21 protein-coding genes are annotated in these 23,110 nt (G+C 63.9%); 7 read left to right on the forward strand and 14 right to left on the reverse strand.

The window, feature by feature from the left end; all coding sequences use genetic code 11:
• Window positions 1–10: 10 nt before the first annotated feature.
• Window positions 11–1,393 (forward strand): carbohydrate porin, encoded by a 1,383-nt coding sequence (locus tag GQY20_RS16595; protein WP_157218297.1) that lies wholly within the window; start codon window positions 11–13, stop codon window positions 1,391–1,393.
• 68 nt (window positions 1,394–1,461) lie between these two features.
• On the opposite strand, the gene GQY20_RS16600 is transcribed toward GQY20_RS16595, so the two are convergent.
• From GQY20_RS16600 to GQY20_RS16645, 10 genes are all read right to left on the reverse strand, one after another.
• Window positions 1,462–1,782, reverse strand: a complete 321-nt coding sequence (locus GQY20_RS16600; RefSeq protein ID WP_157218210.1) for a hypothetical protein — start codon at window positions 1,780–1,782, stop codon at window positions 1,462–1,464.
• Window positions 1,783–2,647: 865 nt separating this feature from the next.
• The gene (locus GQY20_RS16605) at window positions 2,648–3,985 is read right to left on the reverse strand and encodes an LLM class flavin-dependent oxidoreductase (protein ID WP_157218211.1); all 1,338 of its coding nucleotides are present in this window, start codon (window positions 3,983–3,985) and stop codon (window positions 2,648–2,650) included.
• Window positions 3,986–4,123: 138 nt separating this feature from the next.
• Window positions 4,124–4,804 carry a peroxiredoxin-like family protein gene (locus GQY20_RS16610; protein ID WP_157218212.1) on the reverse strand — a complete coding sequence of 227 codons (681 nt, stop codon included), beginning with the start codon at window positions 4,802–4,804 and terminating at the stop codon, window positions 4,124–4,126.
• Between the two features lie 418 nt (window positions 4,805–5,222).
• Window positions 5,223–5,852 carry an RBBP9/YdeN family alpha/beta hydrolase gene (locus tag GQY20_RS16615; RefSeq protein ID WP_157218213.1) on the reverse strand — a complete coding sequence of 210 codons (630 nt, stop codon included), beginning with the start codon at window positions 5,850–5,852 and terminating at the stop codon, window positions 5,223–5,225.
• A 524-nt stretch (window positions 5,853–6,376) separates the two neighbouring features.
• Window positions 6,377–7,906, reverse strand: coding sequence for a SulP family inorganic anion transporter (locus tag GQY20_RS16620; protein WP_157218214.1), 1,530 nt, complete (start codon window positions 7,904–7,906; stop codon window positions 6,377–6,379).
• The gene (locus tag GQY20_RS16625) at window positions 7,903–8,595 is read right to left on the reverse strand and encodes a carbonic anhydrase (RefSeq protein WP_157218215.1); all 693 of its coding nucleotides are present in this window, start codon (window positions 8,593–8,595) and stop codon (window positions 7,903–7,905) included. The genes GQY20_RS16620 and GQY20_RS16625 overlap by 4 nt, the downstream gene beginning before the upstream one ends.
• Window positions 8,596–8,722: 127 nt before the next feature.
• Complete coding sequence (locus GQY20_RS16630) at window positions 8,723–10,033, reverse strand: ATP-binding protein (protein WP_157218216.1); 1,311 nt, start codon at window positions 10,031–10,033, stop codon at window positions 8,723–8,725.
• Window positions 10,033–10,740, reverse strand: a complete 708-nt coding sequence (locus GQY20_RS16635; RefSeq protein WP_157218217.1) for a response regulator — start codon at window positions 10,738–10,740, stop codon at window positions 10,033–10,035. Before GQY20_RS16635 ends, GQY20_RS16630 begins: the two co-directional genes overlap by 1 nt.
• Before the next feature lie 127 nt (window positions 10,741–10,867).
• Window positions 10,868–11,512 (reverse strand): hypothetical protein, encoded by a 645-nt coding sequence (locus GQY20_RS16640; protein ID WP_157218218.1) that lies wholly within the window; start codon window positions 11,510–11,512, stop codon window positions 10,868–10,870.
• A gap of 2 nt (window positions 11,513–11,514) precedes the next feature.
• Window positions 11,515–11,940 carry a hypothetical protein gene (locus GQY20_RS16645; protein WP_157218219.1) on the reverse strand — a complete coding sequence of 142 codons (426 nt, stop codon included), beginning with the start codon at window positions 11,938–11,940 and terminating at the stop codon, window positions 11,515–11,517.
• 534 nt (window positions 11,941–12,474) lie between these two features.
• Between GQY20_RS16645 and GQY20_RS16650 the strand changes: the two genes are divergently transcribed.
• From GQY20_RS16650 to GQY20_RS16665, 4 genes are all read left to right on the forward strand, one after another.
• A complete protein-coding gene (locus GQY20_RS16650) occupies window positions 12,475–12,660 on the forward strand; it encodes a hypothetical protein (RefSeq protein ID WP_157218220.1) in 186 nt (61 codons plus the stop codon).
• A 162-nt stretch (window positions 12,661–12,822) separates the two neighbouring features.
• Complete coding sequence (locus GQY20_RS16655; protein WP_198351007.1) at window positions 12,823–13,098, forward strand: hypothetical protein; 276 nt, start codon at window positions 12,823–12,825, stop codon at window positions 13,096–13,098.
• A 260-nt stretch (window positions 13,099–13,358) separates the two neighbouring features.
• Entirely contained in the window at window positions 13,359–14,534 is a 1,176-nt protein-coding gene (locus GQY20_RS16660; RefSeq protein WP_198351008.1) for a sulfotransferase family protein, read from the forward strand.
• Between the two features lie 128 nt (window positions 14,535–14,662).
• Window positions 14,663–16,468: an aspartyl protease family protein gene (locus GQY20_RS16665; protein WP_198351009.1), complete on the forward strand. Its 1,806-nt coding sequence runs from the start codon at window positions 14,663–14,665 to the stop codon at window positions 16,466–16,468.
• A gap of 140 nt (window positions 16,469–16,608) precedes the next feature.
• On the opposite strand, the gene GQY20_RS16670 is transcribed toward GQY20_RS16665, so the two are convergent.
• Window positions 16,609–17,091, reverse strand: a complete 483-nt coding sequence (locus GQY20_RS16670; protein WP_157218224.1) for an Lrp/AsnC family transcriptional regulator — start codon at window positions 17,089–17,091, stop codon at window positions 16,609–16,611.
• Between the two features lie 122 nt (window positions 17,092–17,213).
• Between GQY20_RS16670 and GQY20_RS16675 the strand changes: the two genes are divergently transcribed.
• Window positions 17,214–18,065, forward strand: a complete 852-nt coding sequence (locus GQY20_RS16675) for an EamA family transporter (protein ID WP_232476093.1) — start codon at window positions 17,214–17,216, stop codon at window positions 18,063–18,065.
• 34 nt (window positions 18,066–18,099) lie between these two features.
• On the opposite strand, the gene GQY20_RS16680 is transcribed toward GQY20_RS16675, so the two are convergent.
• From GQY20_RS16680 to GQY20_RS16690, 3 genes are all read right to left on the reverse strand, one after another.
• Window positions 18,100–19,563: an amidohydrolase family protein gene (locus GQY20_RS16680; RefSeq protein ID WP_157218226.1), complete on the reverse strand. Its 1,464-nt coding sequence runs from the start codon at window positions 19,561–19,563 to the stop codon at window positions 18,100–18,102.
• Window positions 19,560–20,984, reverse strand: coding sequence for an allantoinase AllB (allB, locus tag GQY20_RS16685; RefSeq protein ID WP_157218227.1), 1,425 nt, complete (start codon window positions 20,982–20,984; stop codon window positions 19,560–19,562). The genes GQY20_RS16680 and allB overlap by 4 nt, the downstream gene beginning before the upstream one ends.
• A gap of 69 nt (window positions 20,985–21,053) precedes the next feature.
• The gene (locus GQY20_RS16690) at window positions 21,054–21,845 is read right to left on the reverse strand and encodes an SDR family NAD(P)-dependent oxidoreductase (RefSeq protein WP_157218228.1); all 792 of its coding nucleotides are present in this window, start codon (window positions 21,843–21,845) and stop codon (window positions 21,054–21,056) included.
• A gap of 323 nt (window positions 21,846–22,168) precedes the next feature.
• Here GQY20_RS16690 and GQY20_RS16695 point away from each other — a divergent pair, with 323 nt between their 5' ends.
• Window positions 22,169–23,107, forward strand: a complete 939-nt coding sequence (locus GQY20_RS16695; RefSeq protein ID WP_157218229.1) for a LysR family transcriptional regulator — start codon at window positions 22,169–22,171, stop codon at window positions 23,105–23,107.
• The last annotated feature ends 3 nt before the right edge of the window (window positions 23,108–23,110 follow it).

Below are 23,110 nucleotides of genomic sequence, written 5' to 3' on the forward strand. Positions count from 1 at the left end.
CATGGTGGGGATGATGCGCCTCGCGGCCTTGGCCGCGCTGGGCCTGGGGATGGGCGTGCCGGCCGCCGGGGCACAGGAAACGCAAAGCACGGTTACGCAGGCGAGCGAGGCGGTGCCGGACAAGCTCGGCACGCGGCCCGCTCCGGCTTCGGACGCCGCGACCGAATGGCAGCCACTGGCGGACGCGGGGATCCGCATCGCACTGAACTATACGGGCGAGGCAGCCGCCAATCCCAGCGGCGGAGTGCGGCGCGACGCGGCCTATGCCGGACAGCTCTACATGGGCCTCGATCTCGATCTCGCGAAGATCGCAGGGGTGGACGGCGGCGCGCTGCATTTCGCGGTGACCAACCGGCACGGCAAGAGCCTGTCCGCCCTCGCCATCGGCAACAATACATCGGTACAGGAGATATGGGGCACGCAGAACACCCATCTCGCGATCCTGACCTACGAGCAGAAATTGTTCGATGGGCATCTCGATATCGAGGCCGGCAAGAGCCAGGCGAACATCCATTTTCTGAACTCGCCGCTCTACTGCAATTTCCAGTCGAATTCGGCGTGCGGCAATCCGACCTTCGTCTTCAAGAATAGCAATTTCACCTATTTTCCGGCATCGAGCTGGATGGCCAAGGCGAAGCTGAGCTTCGGCCCCTGGTTCGCTCATGCCGGGATCTACGAGGTCAACCCGAACCGCAAGCGCGCCGACGACGACGGCTTCAGCCTCAGCTTCAAGGGCGGCACCGGCTACATCGTGCCCTTCGAGCTCGGCTATGGCTCGGATTTCGGGACCGATCGGCTGCCGCGCCACTATATTCTCGGCGGATGGGTCGATCGCGGCGACTATACGGACCCGCTGCGCGACGATCGCGGCGGCATCGCGGTGCTGAGCGGCCGTCCGGCGGCGACGCGCAAGGGTCGGTCCGGCCTCTATTTCCGCTTCGACCAGATGATTTTCCGTCCCGATCCGAACAGCGAGCGCGGGCTATCCGTCTTTGGCGTGGCGATGCAGAATCTGTCGGGGCGGGTGACGGAAACGCGCTTCATGGAGCTGGGCCTGGTGCAGACAGGTACCTTCGCAGGACGCGACAAGGATACGATCGGCTTCGTGATCAACGATCAGCGGTTCAGCGACCTGGCATTGGACGCAGTGCGGGCGGCGCGGACTTCGATCGGCGGGTCTCCCCATCTTCCCCGCCATCAATATATGATGGAACTGGCCTATGGAGCGCAGCTCGGCCCGGCGATCCGGATCTCGCCCAACCTTCAATATATCGTCCATCCCGATCAGACGGGCATGCCGTTCCGGAGGACGGACATACCCAATGCCTTCGTCGTCGGCTTCAAGTTCACCGTCGATGCACCAACTTTGCTCGGTCTGGCGGGTCGGCACTGAGCGAATGCCCGCGGGATACGGAAATCACGCCGTGCGCCGGGCCTTTGCGGTCGCATCGCTCCGGTCGGTCAGCCGGCTGCCTTAGCCGAAATGCGGATGACAAGGCGCTGCGGCGCCCGGCTGCGAGGGAATTCGAGAACGGCCTGCACGGTTGCGGTCACCCGCATCCCGCCGCCCATCGCCGCGATGATCTCCGAGGCCTCGGGTTCCCTTATATGGCCGAGTTGAACGCCGCTCCGGTTGGTCACGATCAGCAGGGGAGGATGCGCCCTGGTCTCAGGCTCGTGATGCAGCAGCACGGTCTCGCCGATTCGGCTCGCCAGTATTGCCCCCTGCCGATCGCTTCCGTCCGAATTATCGCGGTCTTCCCCCAGGACTTGCAACACCATCGCGAAGCTTTGCTGTTCCGAGTCAGCGATGACGCCGCTCCTTTCGATCGATTCCGCTGAGAATGAGGAATGTCCGCCGGATCGATCGGGCTACCAGATCAGCCAGCCCACGACAGCGCCTAACAGGAGCAACGCCGCCGCTTGGATTTCAAGCTGACGCGTCGGGTCGATAGTCTTTCTCATAGCGTTTGCTCTCCGGTCCATCAAAGTGATGAAGTAAAGCACACGCCCCGAGACATCCTCTCTGAACCAATATGGCCCACGAGATTGGTTCTCGCCAAGTGCAATTTTCGCACTGCACCACGCCGTGATCGTCAATCAGCGATGGTTGATCAAACTTTCATCTTTCGTGTCGTCGAATTGCGGACGACGAATGCAGCGGCCTGTTACCATGCAATTCGAGTTCCGGGTCCGGGCCCCTCCCGCCTCATCGATAGGGTGAGGTTCAACGACGAGGGGGCTGTCGCATGCCGGCGAACGGCGCCCTGCTATGCCGACTCCCGCGTTACCCCAAGGCAAAAGCGACGGTTCACCCATGCATCTCCGATGTCATCGACGGGCGCGTGTCCGGAGCTCCGGCGGGGCGATAGGCGAGCGTGACCGCATCGGGGCGGAGCAGGGTCTCCGCCAAGCGGCGCTGCCTCGCCCTGATCCAGTTCCAACAGGTGCGGATCCACCGCATGCCATCATTCTCCCATCCGCCCAGGGGCGTTGCAAAGCTGCGTCTGGCACCCGCTCGTCCCGTCAGCTATCGAGCAATTCTATGGGCCGCTGCAGTTCCGCTTTACGCTGGCTCCGCGCGCGCCGGTCAGCCCGTTGACGGAGCGTGTTCGACGAGCGCCAGCATTTTGGCCGGAGGCCGGTGTCAGGCGGCCTGCTGGACGCGCCCAGCGGCCGTGTAGCGGTTGGCCGGAACGGGCAGGCCGATATTCTCGCGGAAGGTCGCGCCCTCATAATCTTCCCGAAAAAGGCCACGCGCCTGGAGTATCGGCACGACCTTTTCGACGAACAACGCAAGCTGGCCCGGCAATGGCTCGAACACCACGAAGCCGTCTGCGCCCTCATTCTCGAACCAGTGCTGCAACGCATCCGCGACGCGCTCGGCCGAACCGATAAAGGCGGTGCGCGGTGTCGACAGGCGCTGCGCGGCCTGGCGCAAGGTGAGCCCTTCCTCGCGCACCTCCTTCAGAATGCGCAACGTGCCGCTCTGCTGGCTGTTGAGGCCGATATGGGCGACGTCGGGAAAGGGCACATCGAGATCATATTGCCGGAAGTCGTGATCGTTGAACGTGCGCGACAGGAAACCCAGGCCCGTATCGATCGATTCCAGCGCGGCCAGCTCCTGATATCGGGCTTCGGCATCCGCGTCGGTATCGCCCACGATCGGCGAAATGCCGGGCAGCACATGGACCGCCCCGGGATCGCGCCCGAAGCCCTTGGCCCGTGCCTTGACGTCCCGATAATATTCCTGCGCTTGCTCGATCGTCTCGGCATGGGTGAACAGTGCCTCGGCGCGCTTGGCAGCGAAATTGCGCCCGTCGTCGGACGCACCGGCCTGGAAGATCACGGGCTGGCCTTGCGGCACGCGCTTGATGTTGAGCGGGCCACGCACCTGGAAGAACTCCCCCTTGTGATCCAGCCGATGCAGCTTCGCAGGATCGACGAACACGCCGCTTTCCTTGTCGCCGACGTGCGCGCCGTCCTCCCAACTGTCCCACAGCCCCTGGACGACGTCGAGATACTCCGCGGCGATGCGATAGCGCACCTCATGGGCGGGATGCTCGGTCCTGGAAAAATTGGCGGCGGTATCGCCAAGCCACGAGGTGACGACGTTCCAGCCGGCGCGGCCTCCGCTGATGTGATCCAGCGAGGCGAACTGCCGGGCCACGTTGAACGGCTCCGAATAGCTGACGGTCACCGTCGCGACGAGGCCGATATGAGAGGTGACGGCGGACAAGGCAGACAGGATCGTGATCGGTTCGATCCGGTTGAGATAATGCGGGCTCGATTGTTCCGTGATCGACAGGCTGTCCGCCACGAACAGGAAATCGAACTTACCCTTTTCGGCGAGCCGCGCCTGTTCGGCGTAGAAGGGGAAGCTGGTGCTGGCATTCACATCCTTGTCGGGATGGCGCCAGTCATTCCATGTCCGGCCGACACCGTGGAGGATGAAACCCAGCTTGATCTTGCGCGCATTGGCCATCGGACGGATCCTGAAAGGGGAAAGTACCATCCCTCGATACGGCGGCGCATGTCGACGGACGAACGGGGATATCTGATATGCTATTGATCTTCGCAAAAGCGGCGGGCGGCGTCGGGCACGCCCGCCGCCGCGCAGCGCTCAGGCCGCCACCCTCACCTCGAGCGCGCGGATCGCATTCAGGACGGTCTGCGCCTCCGTGCGGACCAGCCAGTCAGGGCTGACATCGACGAAGCGGACGACATGATCGCGATCGATCACGATCACCGCGGGTTGCGGCAATTCGGCCGTGCCGGTGCCGGTCAGCTCGCCGATCCATCCTGGTGTCGGCTGGCCTTCCGGGATCTCGCCCCGCGAAAAGGTAATGCCGAACCGCCGGCCCAGCGCATTGTCGCGATCCGACGCGACGGCATAGCCGAGCCCGTGCCGGATCTTGATCTCGCCAAGCCCTTTTTCCGCCAGATGCGGGCTGACCGCGACCAGGCGGATACCCGCAGCGTCGAGCGCCGGCCGAAGCTGCCGGTCATAATAGGGCAGGGCGAGATTGCAGGCCGGGCATCCGGCGAAACGGAAGAAGACGAGGGCGACCGGACCCTCGGCAGTCAGCGCTTCCAGCGTCAACGCCGCGCCATCACTGTCGATGAGGGTGAAGGGAGCAATTCGGTCGCCGACCTTGACGATGGTGCCGGGATCGAAAGCGTCGACGAGCTTACGGCGCTGATCGACATTCTTGGCGAGCTTGCCCGGATCCCAGCTTCGCACGCGTTCGGTATGCAGGGCTTCGAACTGGGCGGTAAGGCTTTCCTGCGCGTTATCGGGCATGGTCATGCTCCTTTCAGAAATGACGGGTGGCGAATGCGCCGGCTGCCGTCGGCGCAGGAACGGCCATGATGGACGGCGCAGAGAAGTTCGCGAGACAGCGCGTCGTTCCCGAGAGCAGCCGGTATCGTCGGCGATGCCGCGTCGAGGCGTCCGGCTGCCGCTCGCTGACCGAAGATGCCGTGCAGCCAGTGCCGCAGCACGATGGACCGCCGATCAATCCCGGCAGCGCCATGGCGTGCCGGTCAGGCCATGATCGATATGTGAAGCGGCCGCGATGGCATTCGACGCCGGATATGGTCTGACTCTGCGAGCGGACATGCCATCCTCACTGGCTGGTTTCATGCCGAAGCTAGAGCGATGCGTCCCACCTGTCCGTCGAGAATATTCGAATGGCTTATGACAATTGACGATAAGTGGATCAGGCGCGATCGCGCCGGCCGCTTCCCTCGTGCCGGTGGGTTGGCTCGACTGGCTGCGCGGGACAGGTGCGCTCGATCAGTTCGTCGAGCAGCGTCTGTCCGTCGATCCAGTCATCCAGGCCGGACTCCGCGTTGATATGGCCGCACGCGCCCACATCGATCAGCTCGCTGTGCCAGCGACGGGCCATCTCCGCCTGCCGCTCGAAACTCGCATAGGGATCGTTGCGGCTGGCGACGAGCAGCGAAGGGAAGGGAAGAGGCGTGTCGGGCTCCGGCGCGAAGCGTTTCAGCACGCGATGAGGCCCGTGCTTCTCGACATCGGGTGGCGCAACCAGCAGCGCGCCGCGGACCCGCGCCGTTATCGATGGATCCGACAGGGTCGACCACCAGGCGGTAGCGAGACAGCCGAGGCTGTGCGCCACGATGACGATCGGCTCCGCCGTGCAGAGCACCGCCTGCTCGAGCCGGCTGATCCATACCGTTCTTACCGGACGAGACCAGCAGCCCATTTCGACACGCACGCAATCGCTTCGTTCGCGCTCCCACAGGGTCTGCCAATGCTGTTCGCCCGAACCGTTCAGGCCGGGTACGATCAGGCAGGTAACTGCGTCACCCTGACGAGTGGCCATGACAATCTCCGACATTCTCCGCACAGTATATGCTACCCAAAATTCTCCTGGTGCAAATGGCTATGATTGTACGGGATGATGGAAAAAATTGTCCGATCGATTTTACATCGGGGGCGTTTGTCCAGAGTATATGAGCATCGGGAATAGATTAAATTCGTGTATTGAGTTTTTCTAATTCATTCGGCCGAGGGGGCGGCGGAATGCAAGCATCACCAGGGGCGCAAGGCCGGCGCTAAGAGTGTGTATGGAAATGCGCCTTCGGCGCATGCTCGGCACCGGCCCTCTCCCCCACCCGGCCTCCCAACGGCAGTATTCTATGGGAGGCCGGGTGGGGGAGAGGGCGGAACCATCCAAGGTTCCGGCGATGCGCAGCATCGTTGGAAAGATGGTGGAGGGCGGTGCCGCCTCGAAATGCGCGCTTCCGCGCATGTCCAAACAGACTCTAAATGGGTGCGGAGCCGAGCGACAGGATCGCTCGGCTCCGCTGGGGGTGGAAGCTCGGGTTCGTGAGCTTCCGGGGGAAGTCAGTGTCCGGCGGCAGCCAAGCGGCGCAGCATCGGATCCGGGCCGGCGAGAGCGACGGGCTGTCCGGTCTTCCGGCGACGGGCGAGCCATTCGCGAACCGTCTCGGCGGCGGTATGATCGATGCCGTTGAGCCGATGCAGATCGAGATGGACCGCGCGGCCCGCCGGGATCCGGTCCAGCGTCTCGCTGAGCCGGGCGAGGCTGACGAATGTCGCCGAACCGTGCAGGCGCACCTTGCTTTCCTCGTCGGCATGATCCTCCTCGACGGTGAGGCGCAGCGACTTGCGATGCGGGATCAGTTCGAGGAGCGACAAAGCGAGACCGACGAGAACCCCGGTCAGCAGATCCGTCGCCACCACGAGCACGAACGTCGCCGCCCAGGTGGCCGCCGGGAGGAGGCCGTAATTCTCGAACAGATGCTTCACATGGGCAACGCTGACGAGGCGCCAGCCGGTGACCACGAGGATACCGCCCAGCGCGGCCATCGGTACCTCGCGCAAAAGCCACGGAAGCAGGGCGACGAAGCCGAGGATCCAGGCGCCGTGCAGAATGGTGGAAAGCCGCGTCTTGGCGCCCGCCTGGACGTTGGCGGAGCTGCGGACGATCACGCCGGTCATCGGCAGTGCGCCGGCGAGGCCGCATAGCAGATTGCCGATGCCCTGGGCACGCAGTTCCTTATTGTAGTCGGTACGCACGCCGTCATGCATGCGATCGACCGCGGCGGCGGACAGGAGCGTCTCGGCGCTGGCGATGAAGGCGATGACGAGCGCGCTCATCAGCAGGGCGGGGCTGGCGAGCGGCGCGAGGAAGCCGCCGTCGGGAGTGTCGATCGCACCGATGATCGACGAGGGGACGTCGATGCGGGCAATTTCGAGGCCGGAGAAATAGGCGATGGCGGTCGCCAGGGTGACGCCGATCAGCGCACCGGGGACGAGGCGCAGGCTCGCCGGCCGCCACTTCTCCCATGCCAGCATCGTACCGATGGTGACGAGACCGATCAGCAGCGCGATCTCGGTCGATCGCCAGGCGAAGGGCGAGAGGCCGAGAACGCGGCCCGGCATGGCTGCCAGATTGTCGAGACCGCTCGAAAGCGGCCGGCTGTCGAAGAGGATATGGAACTGGCCGACCACGATCAGCGCGCCGATGCCGGCGAGCATGCCATGCACCACCGCAGGCGAAATCGAACGGAAGAAGCCGCCCATGCGCAGCGTACCCGCTACGAACTGCAGCGCGCCGGCCAGGAACAGGATCGGGCCGAGCGCGCTCAGTCCGTGCTGCTGCACCAGCTCGAACACGATCACGGCAAGGCCGGCCGCCGGGCCGCTGACCTGCAGCGGCGATCCGGCGAACAGGCCGACGACGATGCCGCCGATGATGCCCGTGATCAGGCCTTTTTCCGGCGGCACGCCGGAGGCGATGGCGATGCCCATGCACAGCGGCATCGCCACCAGAAACACCACGATCGACGCGGTGAAATCGCGCGCCAGCGTCGGGCTGCCCGACGCCTGGCCCTTCAGCTTGGCTATCATGCGGCAGCCTCGTAATGGACATCGGCGGCGAGGCGCGGCGACGACGCCACCGCGATGGGAAGTGGCTGATCCTCGCGCAAGGGCACGAAGCGGCCGGTCTCTCCGTCAAGACCGAGCACCTGGCCGGCATGAATATCGACGAACCAGCCGTGCAGCGCCATTTTGCCTCGCGCGAGCGCAGCGGCGACAGACGGATGGGTCCGCAGATGGGCGATCTGGGCCACGACATTTTCGAGGCTGATCGCGTGAACCCGCGCCGCTCCGTCGAGATCCGGATAGCAGCTGTTGACGACATTCTCGGCCGCCGTGCCATGGCGCAGCCAGGCCGCGACGTTCGGCATGCCGGCGAGCAGTTCCGGCTTGCTCAGCGCTTTCATCGCGCCGCAATCGGAATGACCGCAGACGATGATGTCGCTTACGCCGAGCGCCATCACCGCATATTCCACGGTTGACGAGACGCCGCCATTCTGCGTGGCGAAGGGCGGCACGATATTGCCGGCGTTGCGGCAGACGAACAGGTCGCCGGGTTGGGCCTGCATGATCTGTTCGGGCACCACGCGCGAATCCGCGCAGGAGATCATCAGCGCCTTGGGGCTCTGCCCATGGGTGGCGAGCTTGGCGTAGAGATCGCTGCTGTTGGGAAAGACGGTCTTCTCGAAGCTGAAGACGCGGCCGATCAGTTCGTTCATCGATTGCCTCCATGCGCGGGCAGGGGGGATCCCGCGGGATGGAAGAGAACTATCCTATGGCTTTTGCTGCTTTTCGGCCTGAATGTAAGGAAGTATTTCCATGCTGGCGGCCGATCCCGGCCAGATCTCAACCCGCCGCGCGGGGGAGACGGATCGTGGCGCGCAGGCCGCCTTCGGGCCGGTTCTCGATCGTGAAACTGCCCTTTTCGGCACGCACCGCGTCGTTCACGATCGCGAGACCGAGGCCCATTCCGCGCGTGTTGCGGCTGCGCGCACCGTCCAGCCGCACGAAGGGCTGCAGCACCTCGGCGAGCTTGTCTTCCGCGATGCCGGGCCCGTCGTCGTCAACGATGATGAGAATGCCGTCGTCGCGCTCGCGTAGCGTGAGACGGACATTACCGCCATAGTGGAGCGCATTGTCGATGAGATTGGTGAGCGCGCGCCGGATCGCGACCGGACGGACATGGGCGACCAGATGATCCGGACCGAAATAGTGCGCATCCTTGCCGGCATCGCGTGCCGCGTCGATCTGCGTGGCGGCCATGATCGCGAGATCGACGCTCTCGGCGGTTACGGTCGCTTCCTCGCCGCTCAGATAGATTTGGAGCGAGTGAAGAAGCCCGGTCATTTCTTCGATGTCCTGATCCATCGGACGCTGCGTGGCGGGATCGAGGCCTGCCCCGTCGAGCCGGAGCTGCAACCGGGCAAGCGGCGTACGCAGATCGTGGCCGACCGCAGCGAGCGCCTGGGTGCGGCTGGTGATCAGCCGGTGGATACGATCCTGCATCGCGTTGAAGCCGTGAATGAGGCTGCGGACCTCGGCAGGGCCTGCTTCGGGCACCGGTTTGGGATCCTGGGTGCCGACCTGGCGCGTCGCCCGCATGAGCACGCGCAGCGGCCCCAGCGTCGCGCGGATCATGATGATGCCGACGAGGACGAGCACCAGCGTGGGCGCGATCAGGCTCAGAATGCGTCCGAAGGTGAGCGTCCAGATCGCCTTGGCCTGATAGGTACGGAAAAAGAGCAAGGTGCCGTCCGACAGCTCCATCGTGCCGGCGACATCGCCGCCTTTGGGAAGCGGCAGGAGATGGATCCGCAGCTTCGCCTCGAGCAGCGCCGGCTCCTGCTCCAATATCTGGTTGCGCATGTTGCGCAGGCTGAGATTGGACGGCATCACGTCGCCGGCACGCGACCAGCGGAAGGTGAAGCGATCGGTACTCAGTTCGTTCGCCACGAACGGCCGGTCGCTCGGTCGCGTGCGATCGAGCACGCGCCGGGCCACGACGAGATGCTCGGCCATCCGATGCGCGTCGTCCTCGCGCAGCGCAAAACGGTTCGCCCGGTTGAACACCAGCGTGTTGGCGATGAACTCCGTCGCCATGATCGCGACGAGGATCAGCAATATACGGGCGAGGACGCCGAGCGAGCGGCCCCGCATCAATCGCGTGAGACTGCGGCGCTGAACATGTAGCCTATGCCCCGCACCGTCACGATCGGCGGCTTGGCGCCATCCGCGCTGAGCTTGCGGCGCAGGCGGCTGACCAGCACGTCGATGCTTCGGTCGGAACTGTCGCTGAGGCGGGTGCGCGAAAGCTCGATCAGCCGTTCGCGCCCTATGACGCGCTGCGGCTGCCCCACGAACGTCCCGAGCAGATCGAATTCCGCACCGGTCAGATCGACGATCGCACCGCTCGGCGAACGCAGCTCGCGCCGGGTGAAGGACACGCGCCAGCCGTCGAATTCGGCTTCATGGCGCTTCTTGTCGTTCGCGTCGGCCATCGGCCCGCGACGTAGCACCGCCCGGATCCTGGCGACGAGCTCGCGCCTGCTGAACGGCTTGGCGAGATAGTCGTCGGCACCGAGCTCCAAGCCCAGGATGCGATCCTCCTCGCTGCCGCGGGCGCTGATGAAGATGATCGGCACATCGCTGTCGCGGCGGATCTGCCGGCAGAGATCGATGCCGTTGGTGCCGGGCAGCATGACGTCCAGGACGATGAGATCGGCCGGCCCGGCTTCGAGCGCGGTCCACATCTCCGGAGCGGAGGTGGCGGATCGCACCTGGAAGCCATTCTCCTGCAAGAGACGGACGGTGAGGGTACGGAGGGACGGATCGTCCTCTACCAATATGATCGTGTGTGCGGTCATCCGGATCTTTATGTCATTCGCTCGACTGACGACAGATAGGTGCTGGCACGCGCCATAACAAACATCTATCGTCGATATGGCCGAAACGGGCGGCGTGAGGGGGCGGCCGGAGCCGCCCCGAGCGAGGTCAGAGCGAGGCGTGCTGCTGCGCGGCGGCACTGCGCACCTTGTCGAGAACCCGCAGCAATCCTGCGGCTTCCGCCGGCGCGATACCGCTGGTCACGTCGCGGCCGAGGCGGTCCTTGAAGCGGAACGACCAGGGATCACGCGAGGCCGGCTGATATTGCTGCGCGATCTCCCGCATCACCGGTTCCGACACCTCGAAGACGAGCGTCTTGTTGAGCTTGCAATAGACCACTTCGTCGACGAAAGGGCATTCGTCCGCACGATGGGCGGCAATGGCGAGAGGATCGCTCTTGAGCGCGCCGCCGGCGACATAATTCACCTGGTAGAGCTCCTTGCGCTGGCCCCAATAAGCGATGTCGTGCCAGATCTGAAAGCGCACCGCACCGGTATCACGGGCGACGAGCGCGCGAACATAGACATTGTCGGCCAGGCCATCGCGGATCGGCTGGCGGCCGCGATGCGCCTTCTCGGTGGAGATCACCAGATCGGGCTCGAGCGGATCGTTGACAATGCTGGTCCGGCTTTCGAAATCAGCCGGCGTCATCGCCGCGAGCCGCTTCGACAGGGTGTCGCTGGCCGACGCAGCTGCCGGCAGGAGAAGCGTTGCGCCGACGAGAAGGGCAATCTTGCGGACGGACGTGATCATGATCATCGCTCGCTAAGCTGAGTGGGGTGGGGGGCAGCATCGGCAAGAGCCTGCGCCCTGGCGCGGGCATGGCCAAGACAGGTGGTCGCCTTGCTGGTTTCCGGGTGGCAGAAAGCCACATCGTTCTTGACCTGGGTGACCGGGCGGAGCATGGGGACGCTCTTGCCGGGCATCGAGACGACTTCGTGGGTTTCGGACAGTTGCTGGGCCATCAGCGCGGATGGCGCGAGCAGCAACACCGCCGAGCAGAGAATCTTGGCAAACAATCGAGCCTCCATGTGAAAAGTGGTAGGCATTGAAATGCCGATCCAATGTTTCTTGAAACTCGCCCGCCTGTAACAAAGTGTTTCCGCATAAAGCCCTTCTTCGGACGATGCGTGATGCGATTCCGATCGGGCACAAGCCGTTCGCTTCTGCTCCTTTATCATGCTCCCGTCATCGAATATTGCCACGAAGCCATTTTATCGCGGCTGGGTCGCAACCGATCAGATCGCAATATGCGACGGCCGTGCGCCCGCGAATATGGCGAATGGGGTACGAGGGGGAATCGGCTCGTTCCCAAGGGCCCGCCGAAACCCTTGCGCTTGTCTTAAGATCAAGAACGAAACCATAAGCGAGATCTGCATGAACTGATCTTGGTTCGTTAGATTTGTATCGAATTATTAGCCAATACGCGTCGGCCGCCGGTATTTTCAAATGCCGGCATCGAGCAGGCGACAGCGGATCGGAATGCGCGGGAAGGCGGCGTGACGGCCGTCACAGCGCAGTGGCGCGATGCCCGCCATAAGCATCATGCGACCCGGACGAGCAGGGTGCTCGTCGACTTGGCCCGGTGCTTCTCTTGGCATCGGGCCATTTTTTTGTCCCGTCTTTGGCAGGTTCGGACGGGAGGCTGGCTCTATTCGCGTCCGGCACGAGGAACGTCCGCCATGGCGCTGCGTTGGGTCGGGGAAGGATAGAGAATGGCAACGCAGCCTGAAGTCGCCCCACCTGATACGATCAATCCGCAATCGCCGCCGGAGGTGTCGCCGCCGGCCACGCCGCTCGAAGAGCCGGTCGAGCCGCCGCCGGTGATCACGCCGACCCTTCCTGACCGCGATCAGCCCGATCCGGCCTATCCCGAAACCCCGCCACCGGCATCCGGCTAATGCGCGGAAAACGACTCTTCCAGGATAAGCCGCGGAACTTATTCGCGAAAAGGGCGTATGTCGCGGAACAGCCGAACCGGATCTACGGAATGCTCGGCAAAGAGCTGTGAAGGTACATTGGAACGAATGTCGGAGGCCTCTAGCTTCGCTTGGCTGGCGCGTGTGAGCGAGAGCTTTTTCGTCGCGCACAATGCGCATCTGGAGGCGGAAACAACCGTCGCGCGGCATCTGCTCCACCGCGAGCGTCTGGGCGAGACGCTGGTCTTCGCCACGCAGGCCGATCGCGCCTTATGTGAGGCGGGTGGCGACGTCTGGGAACTTTCCGTTCGCAGGCAGGACGGCACGCTCGCTCATTTCGTCGGGGCGAGCCTCAGCGCGTGCCTCGCGACGGCGCAGCGCCAGTTGCAGGTCGGCGCACAGCCCTCGCTTGCAGCCTGAGCCTTCCTGCGGACAACCGACCGTCGCGGCCAAGTCTGTGTGGCCAAAGTGCGCAAAAAGGGCCACGCCCTTCGATGAAATACGCGCAGACATTGCGAAGCCTCATGCGCCACGGCACCGATAACCACTAAAAGATCGATCGATGGTGGCAGGCCCGGCCTTGTCGAGGGAAGGGAACTGTCCACAGGTCGGACATGATCGGAATGTGTCCGGATACCGGCGCATCTCCAGTTGCGGGAGTGGGATTGCGGGGGATGAGCATGGCCAACGCCGGTATCGAATTCGACGTTCCGTCGCTGATGGCGGAAGCACGGCAGCGCACTGAAGGCCTCGAAGATTTCGGATCCGGCCCGTTCGTGGAGCCGCTGGGGATTTTCGTCAATTCCCTGGCCCGTGACGCCAGGCTCAATCCCATCGGCCAGCATATCGCCCGAGAACGGGCGCTCGGCCATATCGTCAACCGCCTGCACTATGTAGAGGACCGCAAAACCTTTCCGGGCATTGCCGACGAACGCATCGTCAAGCCGATCTTCATCATCGGCTTTCCCCGGACGGGCACCACCATCCTCCATGACATCCTGGCGCAGGACCCGGCAAATCGCGCACCCCTGACCTGGGAAATCACCTATCCCTCGCCGCCGCCGATGACCGCCAGCTTTGAGACCGATCCCCGCATCGCCCGATGCGAGGCCTCTTTCCCGCCGATCGACGAACGGCGCATCGCCTTCAAGGCCATGCATCCGATGGGCGCGCAACTTTCGCAGGAATGCGTGGTGATGATGGGCGATGCGATGTGCACGCCCTTGTTCCATAACCAGTTTCGGGTGCCTAGCTATCAGGATTGGGTGGACCGCGATGCCGACTGGCGCTCCGTATACGCCTTCCATCGGCAGCAGCTCCAGCATCTGCAGCACCGTCACAAGGGCGAGCGGTGGGTTCTGAAGACCGGCGCACATCTGTGGGGTCTGGAGCATCTGCTCGAAACCTATCCCGATGCCCGGATCGTCTTCACCCACAGGGATCCGGTGAAATCGCTCACATCCTACGCCAGCCTCACGGCGCTCGTCCGGACGATGGGCAGCGACGAGGTCGATCGCGCCGAGATCGCGGAGGATTGGACCGGACGGCTCGAGCGCGTGCTGGCGAACGTCCTGCGCCTTCGTGCCGAGAAAAGCTGGCCCAGGGCGATTCTTTACGACGTGATGTTCCCCGATTTCGTGCAGGATCAATTTGCGGTGGTCGAGGCCATATACCGTGCATTCGATCTGCCCATGTCAGAGGAGGGCGCGCGCCGGATGAAGGCATTCATCGCGGACAATCCCCAGGGCAAGCACGGCATCCACCGCTATTCGCCGGAGGAATATGGCATCGATCCTGCCGTCGTGCGCCAGCGGCTGCGGCCTTATATCCAGAGGTTCGATCTTCGTCCCGAATGACCGCGGCGGCCGTGCCCGTTTCCACCATTTCGGCGCCATCTGTTCTCGCCCATATGTGCTATTATAGACATTTATGCTTCATAATGGACAGGCGATCGCATTGCCGAAAAGGGGGAACCGGGGGATCGATGTCGATGATGCGCGTGCCGTTCGGCGCCCGCCTGCTAACCCTGGTCCTGGCGATGCTGGCATCCCAGGCCGCGCAGGCGGCAAGCTGTCAGCTCGTCAGCTATGGCACGTTGCCGGTCACGATGGAGGGACTGCGTCCGATGACGACGGTCAAGGTGAACGGCAAGGAAAGCCGCTTCATTCTCGACAGCGGCGCCTTCTTCAATTTCATGTCTCAAGCGCAGGCCGCCCAGCTCGGCCTGTCGCCGGGACCGTTGCCCTTCGATTTCACCATTTCCGGCATCGGTGGAAGCGCGGTGCCCCAGCTCGCCCGGATCCGGACGTTCGGATTCCTCGGCACGGAGCTCAAGAATGTCGAGTTTCTGGTTGGCGGAACGGATGCTGGTGCGGGGTTGATCGGCGCCAATCTACTTGCCTTGGCCGATACCGAATATGATCTCGCCGCGGGCAAGGTCCGTATCGTCGAGGCCAAAGGCTGCGGCAATGGCGCGCTCGCTTACTGGTCGAGCAACGGCAATTATTCGGTTGCGGAAATGCTCTCGACCACGAACGAGCGTGACCGACGCAGCTTCGTCGCCGTCACCATAAACGGCAAGACGATCCGCGCGCTGCTCGATAGCGGCGCGAGCGGCTCGCTCCTCAGTCGCGACGCGGCGGAGCGAGCCGGTATCGATCTCACCGCCAAGGACGTGCTGGCGAGCTACGGCACGCGCGGCGTCGGGCGGCGAACCTACAGGACATGGATCGCGCCGGTCGATCAGTTCAAGATCGGCGACGAAGAGATCCGCAAGACGCATATTGCCGTGATGGACGGCACTATCGGCAACGGTCCCGACACACCGGACATGTTGCTGGGCACCGATTTCATGCTTGCGCACCATATGCTCGTCGCCAAGAGCCAGCGGCGCATCTACTTCACCTATAATGGGGGCAAGGTCTTCTCGCTGGGACAGAGGGGGGGAGATGCGGCGGCGGAGCCGGCCCCGGCGGCCTCCGCCAGCACAGCCAGGCAGAACGACAGCAGCGCCACCCCGAAAACCGCCGAAGAATTCGCCCTGCGCGGCAATGCCCATATCGCCAGGCACGAATCGGCTCTCGGCATCGCCGATCTCAGCGAGGCGATCCGGCAGGCGCCCGATGTCGCCAGCTACCATGTCGACCGGGCAAAAGCCTATCTCGCCATTCGCCAGCCGAAGCTCGCTCTCGACGATCTCGATGCAGCCGTGAAGCGCGATCCGGACAATGTGCAGACATTGATCATGCGCGCCAGGGTCAGGCTCGGCAATCGTGACACGACAGGCGCTCTCGCGGATGCCGAGGCGGCAGAGCGTTTCGTAGACACGGGTTCTCGCATGGCGCTCGCGCTCGCCAATCTGTTCGTCGCGCTGGACGCACCTGCGCGGGCCATCCCACTGTTCGATGGCTGGGTGAGGCTGCACGGGGACGATGCGGGCCTTGCCGAAGGGCTCAACGACCGATGCTGGTCCCGGGCGCTCGCCAATGTCGACCTCGACAAGGCGCTCGACGACTGCAACCGGGCATTGCGGATACGCAAAGCCGATGCCGGCTTCCTGGACAGCCGGGGAATGGTCTATCTGCGCCGTGGTGATTATCCACATTCGATTGCCGATTATGATGCGGTCCTTGCGCGACAGCCGGGTTCCGCCTGGTCCTTGCTCGGCCGCGGACTGGCGCGATTGCGCGCGGGACAGGAAGATGCGGGCAAGGCCGATCTCGCAGCGGCGAAGACGATCGAACCCGACATCGAAAGCCGCGCCATTAAGCTTGGTCTTTCAAAGCCGTAGCGATCATATCGTAACGAATGATCTGAATTTAACATAACATATCTTATCAGACTTATTTAAAGTTGGGGCTCGATCGGTCATTCGCGCTTCTCGAGTGTCACGGGACCGTGCACTGGACGGCACCAATCCGAAAAGCAGAGTCAGCAAACCTCCCCCACGCGATACGGGTCAAACCGGACGATCTCGCGCAGGCTCACCAGCGTCTCGTAGCGACGGACATTCTCGTCCGGCGTGAGCACTGCATCGATGAACGCCTGATAGCCTTCGATCGAAGGCACCGTCACCATCAGGAGGAAATCCGTACGGCCGGTGACGTTCCATGCGCCGATCACCTCCGGCCGTTTTTCGAGCTTCCGCGCGAAAAGCTGCTCCACATGCGGGAGGCTCTGCATCAGCTCGACCAGCACATGGATCGTAATCGACGACGCCAGCCGGCGCGGATCGATCAGCGAGACATCCGCCATGATCACGCCCGTTGCGCGAAGCCGACGCAGGCGACGCAGCACCGCGCTTTCGGACAGGCCGACCTGGTCGGCGATGGATCGAGCAGGTTCCAGATTATGACGTCGGACGATCGCCAGAATGCGACGATCGAACGTGTCGAGTGTGACTGTTTCCGTCATTCATACCACAATGATGATGAAATCCGCCGAAGGATGACAGAAAAAGGCGGCCTTCGCCATGGCCGCGCGCGTATATCGCCTTCATCATGACGACCGTGACCGCCACCCCTCTGCCACCGTCCATGCCGCTCCTGCATAAGGCGCTGCCCTATGCGGCGCTCGCCGGTTCGATCATTTCCTTTTGCGTGGGAACTTCGTTCGCCAAGCAGCTGTTTCCGCTCGTGGGAGCGCAAGTCGCGGTCACCTATCGCGTCGGCTTCGCGGCGATCATCCTGCTGATCCTCTTCCGCCCGTGGCGGATGCCGCTATCACGCGCCGACCTCTATGCGACGATGCGCTACGGCGCCGCGCTGGGCGTCATGAATTTCTGCTTCTACATGGCATTGCGCAGCATTCCGTTGGGCCTCACGATCGCGATTGAATTTCTCGGCCCGCTGACCGTGGCATTGATCCACTCGCGCAGGCCCGCGCACTTCGCGATCGTCGGTCTGGCCGTCGTCGGCCTTCTTCTCCTGCTCCCCATACGCAACACCAGCCACGCTCTGGATCCGGTCGGCGTGGTCTATGCATTGGGAGCCGGGCTCTGCTGGGGTTTGTACATCATATTCGGCAAGCGAACCGGCCATCTGCCCGGCGGGCAGGCGGTTGCGCTGGGCATGACCACCGCGGCGATCCTCGTCGTGCCGATCGGCATCCATCATGCCGGCGCCGCTCTCTGGGCACCTTCGCTGATGCTGCTCGGTCTCATACCGGCGGTGCTATCCAGCGCGCTGCCTTATTCGCTGGAAATGGTCGCTCTCAAGAGAATCCCGGAGAATAGTTTCGGCGTGCTGCTGAGCGTGGAGCCAGCGGTAGGCGCCCTCTCCGGCTGGCTCCTGCTCGGCGAACATCTGACCGGGTTGCAGTGGCTGGCCATTGCGCTGGTGGTGGCCGCATCCGCGGGGACGATATTGGTGCCAGCAAAACACGCCTGAATATATCGGGTTACGCGGTGTTTTTCAGAACGATCTAATCGCCGCCGGATCTGTGGCAGCCGGCGTCATAATAGCCGCGCACGGCCTGCTGCATGCGTGCAATCCGCCCATCATCGGCGCGCTGGGCGGCAAAGGCGGCGCGTCCCGCCGCGGTCAGCTCCCTTTCCAGGGCTTCTGCATCGATGCTGACGCAGCGGCCGTCGATGACGATATCCCGTCCCGCAACGACGAGCCGTTGCAGATGGGCTGCCTTCATACGGCCCAGCAGGATGGCTACGGGATCGATGTCGTCATGCACGCAGTCTGCGCTCATCGCCGCGAAATCGATCGCGATCAGATCGGCCGGCGCACCGATCGCGATCGTGCCGCCGCCATCGTCGCCGACGATCGTATGTCGACCGCTCCGCATCGCCGCATCGAAGAGCTCGCCAGCGGCCATCGGATCCGCATCGCGGGCGTGGAAATGCCAGACCAGCCGCAGTTCGCGCAGCATGTCCTCGTCATCGTCAAAGCTCATCCCGTCGAGGCCGATGCCGAAACGCAGGCCGGCTGCGCGAATGTCGTGCAAGGGTGGACGGCCGGAGCGCAGCCGCATGTTGGAGGAGAGGTTGATCGAAACGGTCACGCCGCGTTCGGCCAGCAGCGCGCACTCGTCGGGGCGCAGCCATACGGCATGCGCCACTGTCAGACGCGGGCTGAGCAGGCCGATCGAATCGAGGAACGGGACGAGTCCACCGGGATAATGCGCATCGGCCCATTGCCGCTGCCGTTCGGTTTCCAGCATGTGCATATGCACGCGTCGACCGGTCTCTTGCGAGGCCGCCGCGATCGCCGCCAATGTTTCATGTGATGCCCATTGCGGCGCGACGGGACCATATTGGAGCATGAATGTCTCATGCTCGAGGGCGCCGATCGCTTCGATCAGCGCCATGTTGGTCTCGAGCCCGCGCAGCGCATTGGCACGCGCGACCACGGCCGGTCGATCCTCCGCCGGCAGGCTCGCCAGGAGCGGATCGAGCTTCCCATAGACGTTGGGATTGCGATCCTGGAACGGCAAGGCGAACGCAATGCGGATGCCGACATCCCGCGCCGCGCGCGATACGGCTTCGGCCTCCGCCAGCAATTGCGTCCCATCCTGGGTGTTGTGGCAATGATTGGCGGCGCAGATGCCGCTTTCGGCCATGCGGGCAAAGGCCAGCGCCGCGCAGGCATAAGGATCGATCCGGGGCTGGCGTGCCAACGCCGGAAGCCACTCCTCCAGCGGCGCGTCTGCCGCACCGAAAGCCAGCGTCCTCAGCCCGCGCCCATGATCATGGGCGTTGGCGAGCGCCGGCATCAGCAACGCATCCGCCTCCGGCGGGCTCAGCGCCGCAGGATCGGCAGCCTCGATCGCAGCGATGCGGCCGCCCATGATCCGAATGGCGGAGGCCCCCTGCCCCCCGCCATGCCCCGGCGTCGCGAGCAGCCGGCCGGCACGGATCGAGAGGCCGTCGCTCACGCCGCCCCGGGACGGAAGGCGATGATCGCCGCGGTCGTCTGGTCGACGTTCCGCGGCGTCGGCAGGGGCATCTGCTGCACGCGCCTTATGTTGCGGCCATGGCCTTTCGCCTCCGTCACCAGCGCGCGATCGCGCATGACGAAGCGGCCGCGCACCAGCGTGTGGATCGGAACGCCCTTCACCGTCGTCTTATCGAACGGCGTGCTCGATCCCTTGGACTTGAGCACGCCCGAATCCACCGTCTCTTCCCGGCCAAGGTCAACGACGACGATATCCGCATCCGCGCCCGGGATCAGCGCGCCCTTGCGCGGAAACAGGCCAAAGGCCTTGGCCGGCGCGGTGGAGGTCATCCGCACATAATCGTTCAGCGTCATCCGCCCTGCCTGCACCTGGGTCAGCATCAGCGGCATCTGTGTCTCGACACCGGTGAAACCGCAATCCGCGCACCAGATGTCGTCATTATGCTTTTCCTCGGCGGTATGCGGTGCATGATCGGTCGCGATCATGTCGATCGTACCGTCGGCCACGCCCTTCCAGAGCTGATCCTGATGCGCCTTTTCGCGCACCGGCGGATTGACCCGGATCAGCGAGCCTTTCTCCGTATAGGCATGCTCGTCGAGCAGCAGATAGTGCGGGCAGGTCTCTGCCGTGATGTCGACACCCCGCGCCTTGGCTTCGCGCAGCGGGCGCAGCTCGTCGCCGGAGGACACGTGAAGAATGTGGATTCGCGCACCGGTCCATTCGGCGAGGATTGCCGCACGCGACACCGCCTCCACCGCCACCACCGGCGGGCGGGCGGCGAGATGGGCGAGCGGATCGGTGCGACCCGCCTCGCGCAACTTGATCTGCCGACGCGCCATGATCGACGCATTCTCCGCATGCAGCGAGACGCGATAGCCGTGCCGCGCGACGATCTCGAACCCTTCGAGGATCGCGCCGCTCGGCGGTGCCGGGAGGTTTGCGAAGGTGTTGCCCATGAAACATTTGAACGCAGCGACACCGCCTTCGATCAACGCCTCGAGCTGGTCGAGATTATCCTCGGCGAGCAGGCCGTATATGCCGAAATCGACATAGGCCGCCTCGGCCGCCTTCAGCTTGAGGTTGAGCGCGTCGACGGTGCCGGTCGGCGGCTTGGTGTTCGGCATCTCGAAAACGGTGGTGACGCCTCCCATCGCGGCGCTCGCCGTGCCGGTCTCCCAGGTCTCCTTGTGGGTGTAGCCCGGCTCGCGGAAATGGACATGGGCGTCGATCGCGCCGGGCAGCAGATATTTGCCGCTGGCATCCAGCCGCTCGCGCGCTTCGGGCATCGCGGCGTCATCGCCGATGGCGAGGATCGCGCCGTCCTTGATCGCGATCGCAGCGCGGAACTGGGCACTGTCGGTGACGACCGTGCCGCCGGTGATGACGAGATCAGCAATCATATAATCTACTCGCTTGGAGAAACGGTTAGGTACAGTAATTCATATCCGGAACCAGCCGTGCGACGCTTCTCAAAGCATTGCCCAGCCGCCGTCGACCGGCAGGTCAACCCCGGTGATCTGGCGCGAAGCATCCGAAGCCAGGAAGAGGCATGCGGCGGCGGCGTCCTCGCCGGTGCTGATCCGCCGCATCGCATATTCGGCGGCGTGCTCGGCCACCGCTTGCTCTTCGCTGATCCCCTTGGCCTTGGCGTAGCCGGGCATCACTTTGGTGCGGAAGCGCGGGCCGTCGACCATGCCCGGCGCGACGCAATTCACGTTCACATTATGCGGGCCGGCCTCGAGCGCGGTTGATTTGGTGATGCCGCGCAGACCCCATTTGGAGGCGGAATAAGCCATGCGTCCGGCGCGACCGCGCATGCCGAAGGTGCCGCCCACATTCACGATCTTGCCATAGCGGCGCGCTACCATCCCCGGCAGCACCGCGCGCATCGTGTTGAAGCAGCCTGCCATGTTGAGCCGCACGATCTGGTCGAATTCCTCCGGGGAAGTCTCCCACGCGGTCTTGCCGACGGGCCCGGTTCCCCCGGCGATGTTGACGAGGATGTCGACACGGCCGAAGCGCGCTTCCGCCTCCGCAACCAGACGCTCGCACTCTGTCGGCTCCATCACGTCGCAGGCGCTGACCAGCGCCTCGACCCCCATGGCCCGCGCATCTGCCGCAACGGCTTCGATCGGCGCCAGATCGCGTCCGGCGAGAATCAGATGGCAGCCTTCCCGCGCAAAGGCGCCGGCTACGGCCGGTCCCATGCCTTTGCCCGGCCCGGTGAAGACGGCAATCTTTCCCGCCAGTCCCAAATCCATACGCGCATTCCTCCTTCGGGCCTGCGGCGCCCCTTGACGATCGGTCGGTGAAGAAGTCCGCATACCGGCTGGAACCAGCCAGACTTCTTCTCCGAAATTTTGCTGTTGCCGCATCGTGCGGCGCCTGCTTCTATGTTGGCGATCGCGTCACCGATCGGCCGTTACTCCGTTATTTCAAATATTTGTCCAAAGCTTCCAGGATCCGGCGACAGCGGGTGTTGCCGCTTCGGCACCACCGGACCACCGAGAATTAGGGCCTATGCCGTTGCCGCGGGGGTGCTAATTTCTCGGGGTAGCGTTGCAAATTAGACTACGGGGTATCGATGGCACTCAGGAACATGCGCATCTGGCGCTACATCGACGAAGTGGCGCGCGTCGGGTCGGTTCGGCAGGCGGCAGAGCGGCTCAGCGTCACGCCGTCCGCGCTTCTACGCCGTATCCAGGACGTCGAATATGATCTCAGCGCGCCGATCTTCGAACGCCACGCGACCGGCGTGAAGCTGACTGCCGCCGGCGAGGTGCTGATCCGTTGGATTCGCAGCCAGAATGCGGATTTGCGGCGCGTCTATTCGCAGATCGAGGAACTGTCCGGCCTCAAGCGCGGCGAGATCCGCATCGCGTGCAGCCAGGCGGTGGCGCGCAGCTTCCTGCTCAACGAAATCATCGCTTTTCATGCCCAGCATCCGATGGTGAAATTCAAGGTCACGGTGACCGACCACACCACCGCGATCCAGTCACTCGCCAATTACGAGACCGATCTCGTGCTGGTCTTCCGCCCGTCACGCTCGGCCGAGCTGCAGACCATCCTGACCGTCGGCCAGGGGCTCGCCGCCATCATGGCCGCCGATCATCCGTTGGCGGCGCGCGAGACGGTGCGTATCCGCGAATGCGCGGCCTATGACGTCGCGCTTCCTGAAGGCAGCTTCGGCGGACGGGAGATATTGGAGGACAGGCTCGCCGCCAGTTCGGCCAAGCTCAACATCGTGCTGGAAGCGAACAGCTTCGACATGCTCGCCGATTTCGTGGCGAACACACAGGCGATCACCTTCCAGATCGATATCGGCGCGCTCAACTGGAAATCCGATCCGCGTTTCGCCGTGCGCTCGGTGAGCGATCTCGACAGCGCTTATGGCCCCCTGGTGCTGGGGCAGTTCAAGGGACGCGCATTGCCCTTGGCCCCCGCCAAATTCGCGGAACAGCTCGCCCGCAAGCTCGACGGCCTGCGCAGCCTTCCCGCGCCGGAGCATCACGACCTGCCCTGACGA

It is taken from the genome of Flavisphingomonas formosensis (assembly GCF_009755815.1).
Lineage (GTDB): Bacteria > Pseudomonadota > Alphaproteobacteria > Sphingomonadales > Sphingomonadaceae > Flavisphingomonas > Flavisphingomonas formosensis.

Coding starts and splice junctions, on each gene's coding strand:
- GQY20_RS16650 (WP_157218220.1), top strand. CDS start 12,475: ATGGCAACGCAGCCTGAAGTCGCCCCACCTGATACGATCAATCCGCAA.
- GQY20_RS16690 (WP_157218228.1), bottom strand. CDS start 21,845: ATGGATTTGGGACTGGCGGGAAAGATTGCCGTCTTCACCGGGCCGGGC.
- GQY20_RS16670 (WP_157218224.1), bottom strand. CDS start 17,091: ATGACGGAAACAGTCACACTCGACACGTTCGATCGTCGCATTCTGGCG.
- GQY20_RS16645 (WP_157218219.1), bottom strand. CDS start 11,940: ATGATAAAGGAGCAGAAGCGAACGGCTTGTGCCCGATCGGAATCGCAT.
- GQY20_RS16660 (WP_198351008.1), top strand. CDS start 13,359: ATGGCCAACGCCGGTATCGAATTCGACGTTCCGTCGCTGATGGCGGAA.
- GQY20_RS16665 (WP_198351009.1), top strand. CDS start 14,663: ATGTCGATGATGCGCGTGCCGTTCGGCGCCCGCCTGCTAACCCTGGTC.
- GQY20_RS16605 (WP_157218211.1), bottom strand. CDS start 3,985: ATGGCCAATGCGCGCAAGATCAAGCTGGGTTTCATCCTCCACGGTGTC.
- GQY20_RS16610 (WP_157218212.1), bottom strand. CDS start 4,804: ATGCCCGATAACGCGCAGGAAAGCCTTACCGCCCAGTTCGAAGCCCTG.
- allB (WP_157218227.1), bottom strand. CDS start 20,984: ATGATTGCTGATCTCGTCATCACCGGCGGCACGGTCGTCACCGACAGT.
- GQY20_RS16600 (WP_157218210.1), bottom strand. CDS start 1,782: ATGGTGTTGCAAGTCCTGGGGGAAGACCGCGATAATTCGGACGGAAGC.
- GQY20_RS16620 (WP_157218214.1), bottom strand. CDS start 7,906: ATGATAGCCAAGCTGAAGGGCCAGGCGTCGGGCAGCCCGACGCTGGCG.
- GQY20_RS16615 (WP_157218213.1), bottom strand. CDS start 5,852: ATGGCCACTCGTCAGGGTGACGCAGTTACCTGCCTGATCGTACCCGGC.
- GQY20_RS16635 (WP_157218217.1), bottom strand. CDS start 10,740: ATGACCGCACACACGATCATATTGGTAGAGGACGATCCGTCCCTCCGT.
- GQY20_RS16640 (WP_157218218.1), bottom strand. CDS start 11,512: ATGATCACGTCCGTCCGCAAGATTGCCCTTCTCGTCGGCGCAACGCTT.
- GQY20_RS16695 (WP_157218229.1), top strand. CDS start 22,169: ATGGCACTCAGGAACATGCGCATCTGGCGCTACATCGACGAAGTGGCG.
- GQY20_RS16630 (WP_157218216.1), bottom strand. CDS start 10,033: ATGCGGGGCCGCTCGCTCGGCGTCCTCGCCCGTATATTGCTGATCCTC.
- GQY20_RS16675 (WP_232476093.1), top strand. CDS start 17,214: ATGCCGCTCCTGCATAAGGCGCTGCCCTATGCGGCGCTCGCCGGTTCG.
- GQY20_RS16625 (WP_157218215.1), bottom strand. CDS start 8,595: ATGAACGAACTGATCGGCCGCGTCTTCAGCTTCGAGAAGACCGTCTTT.
- GQY20_RS16595 (WP_157218297.1), top strand. CDS start 11: ATGATGCGCCTCGCGGCCTTGGCCGCGCTGGGCCTGGGGATGGGCGTG.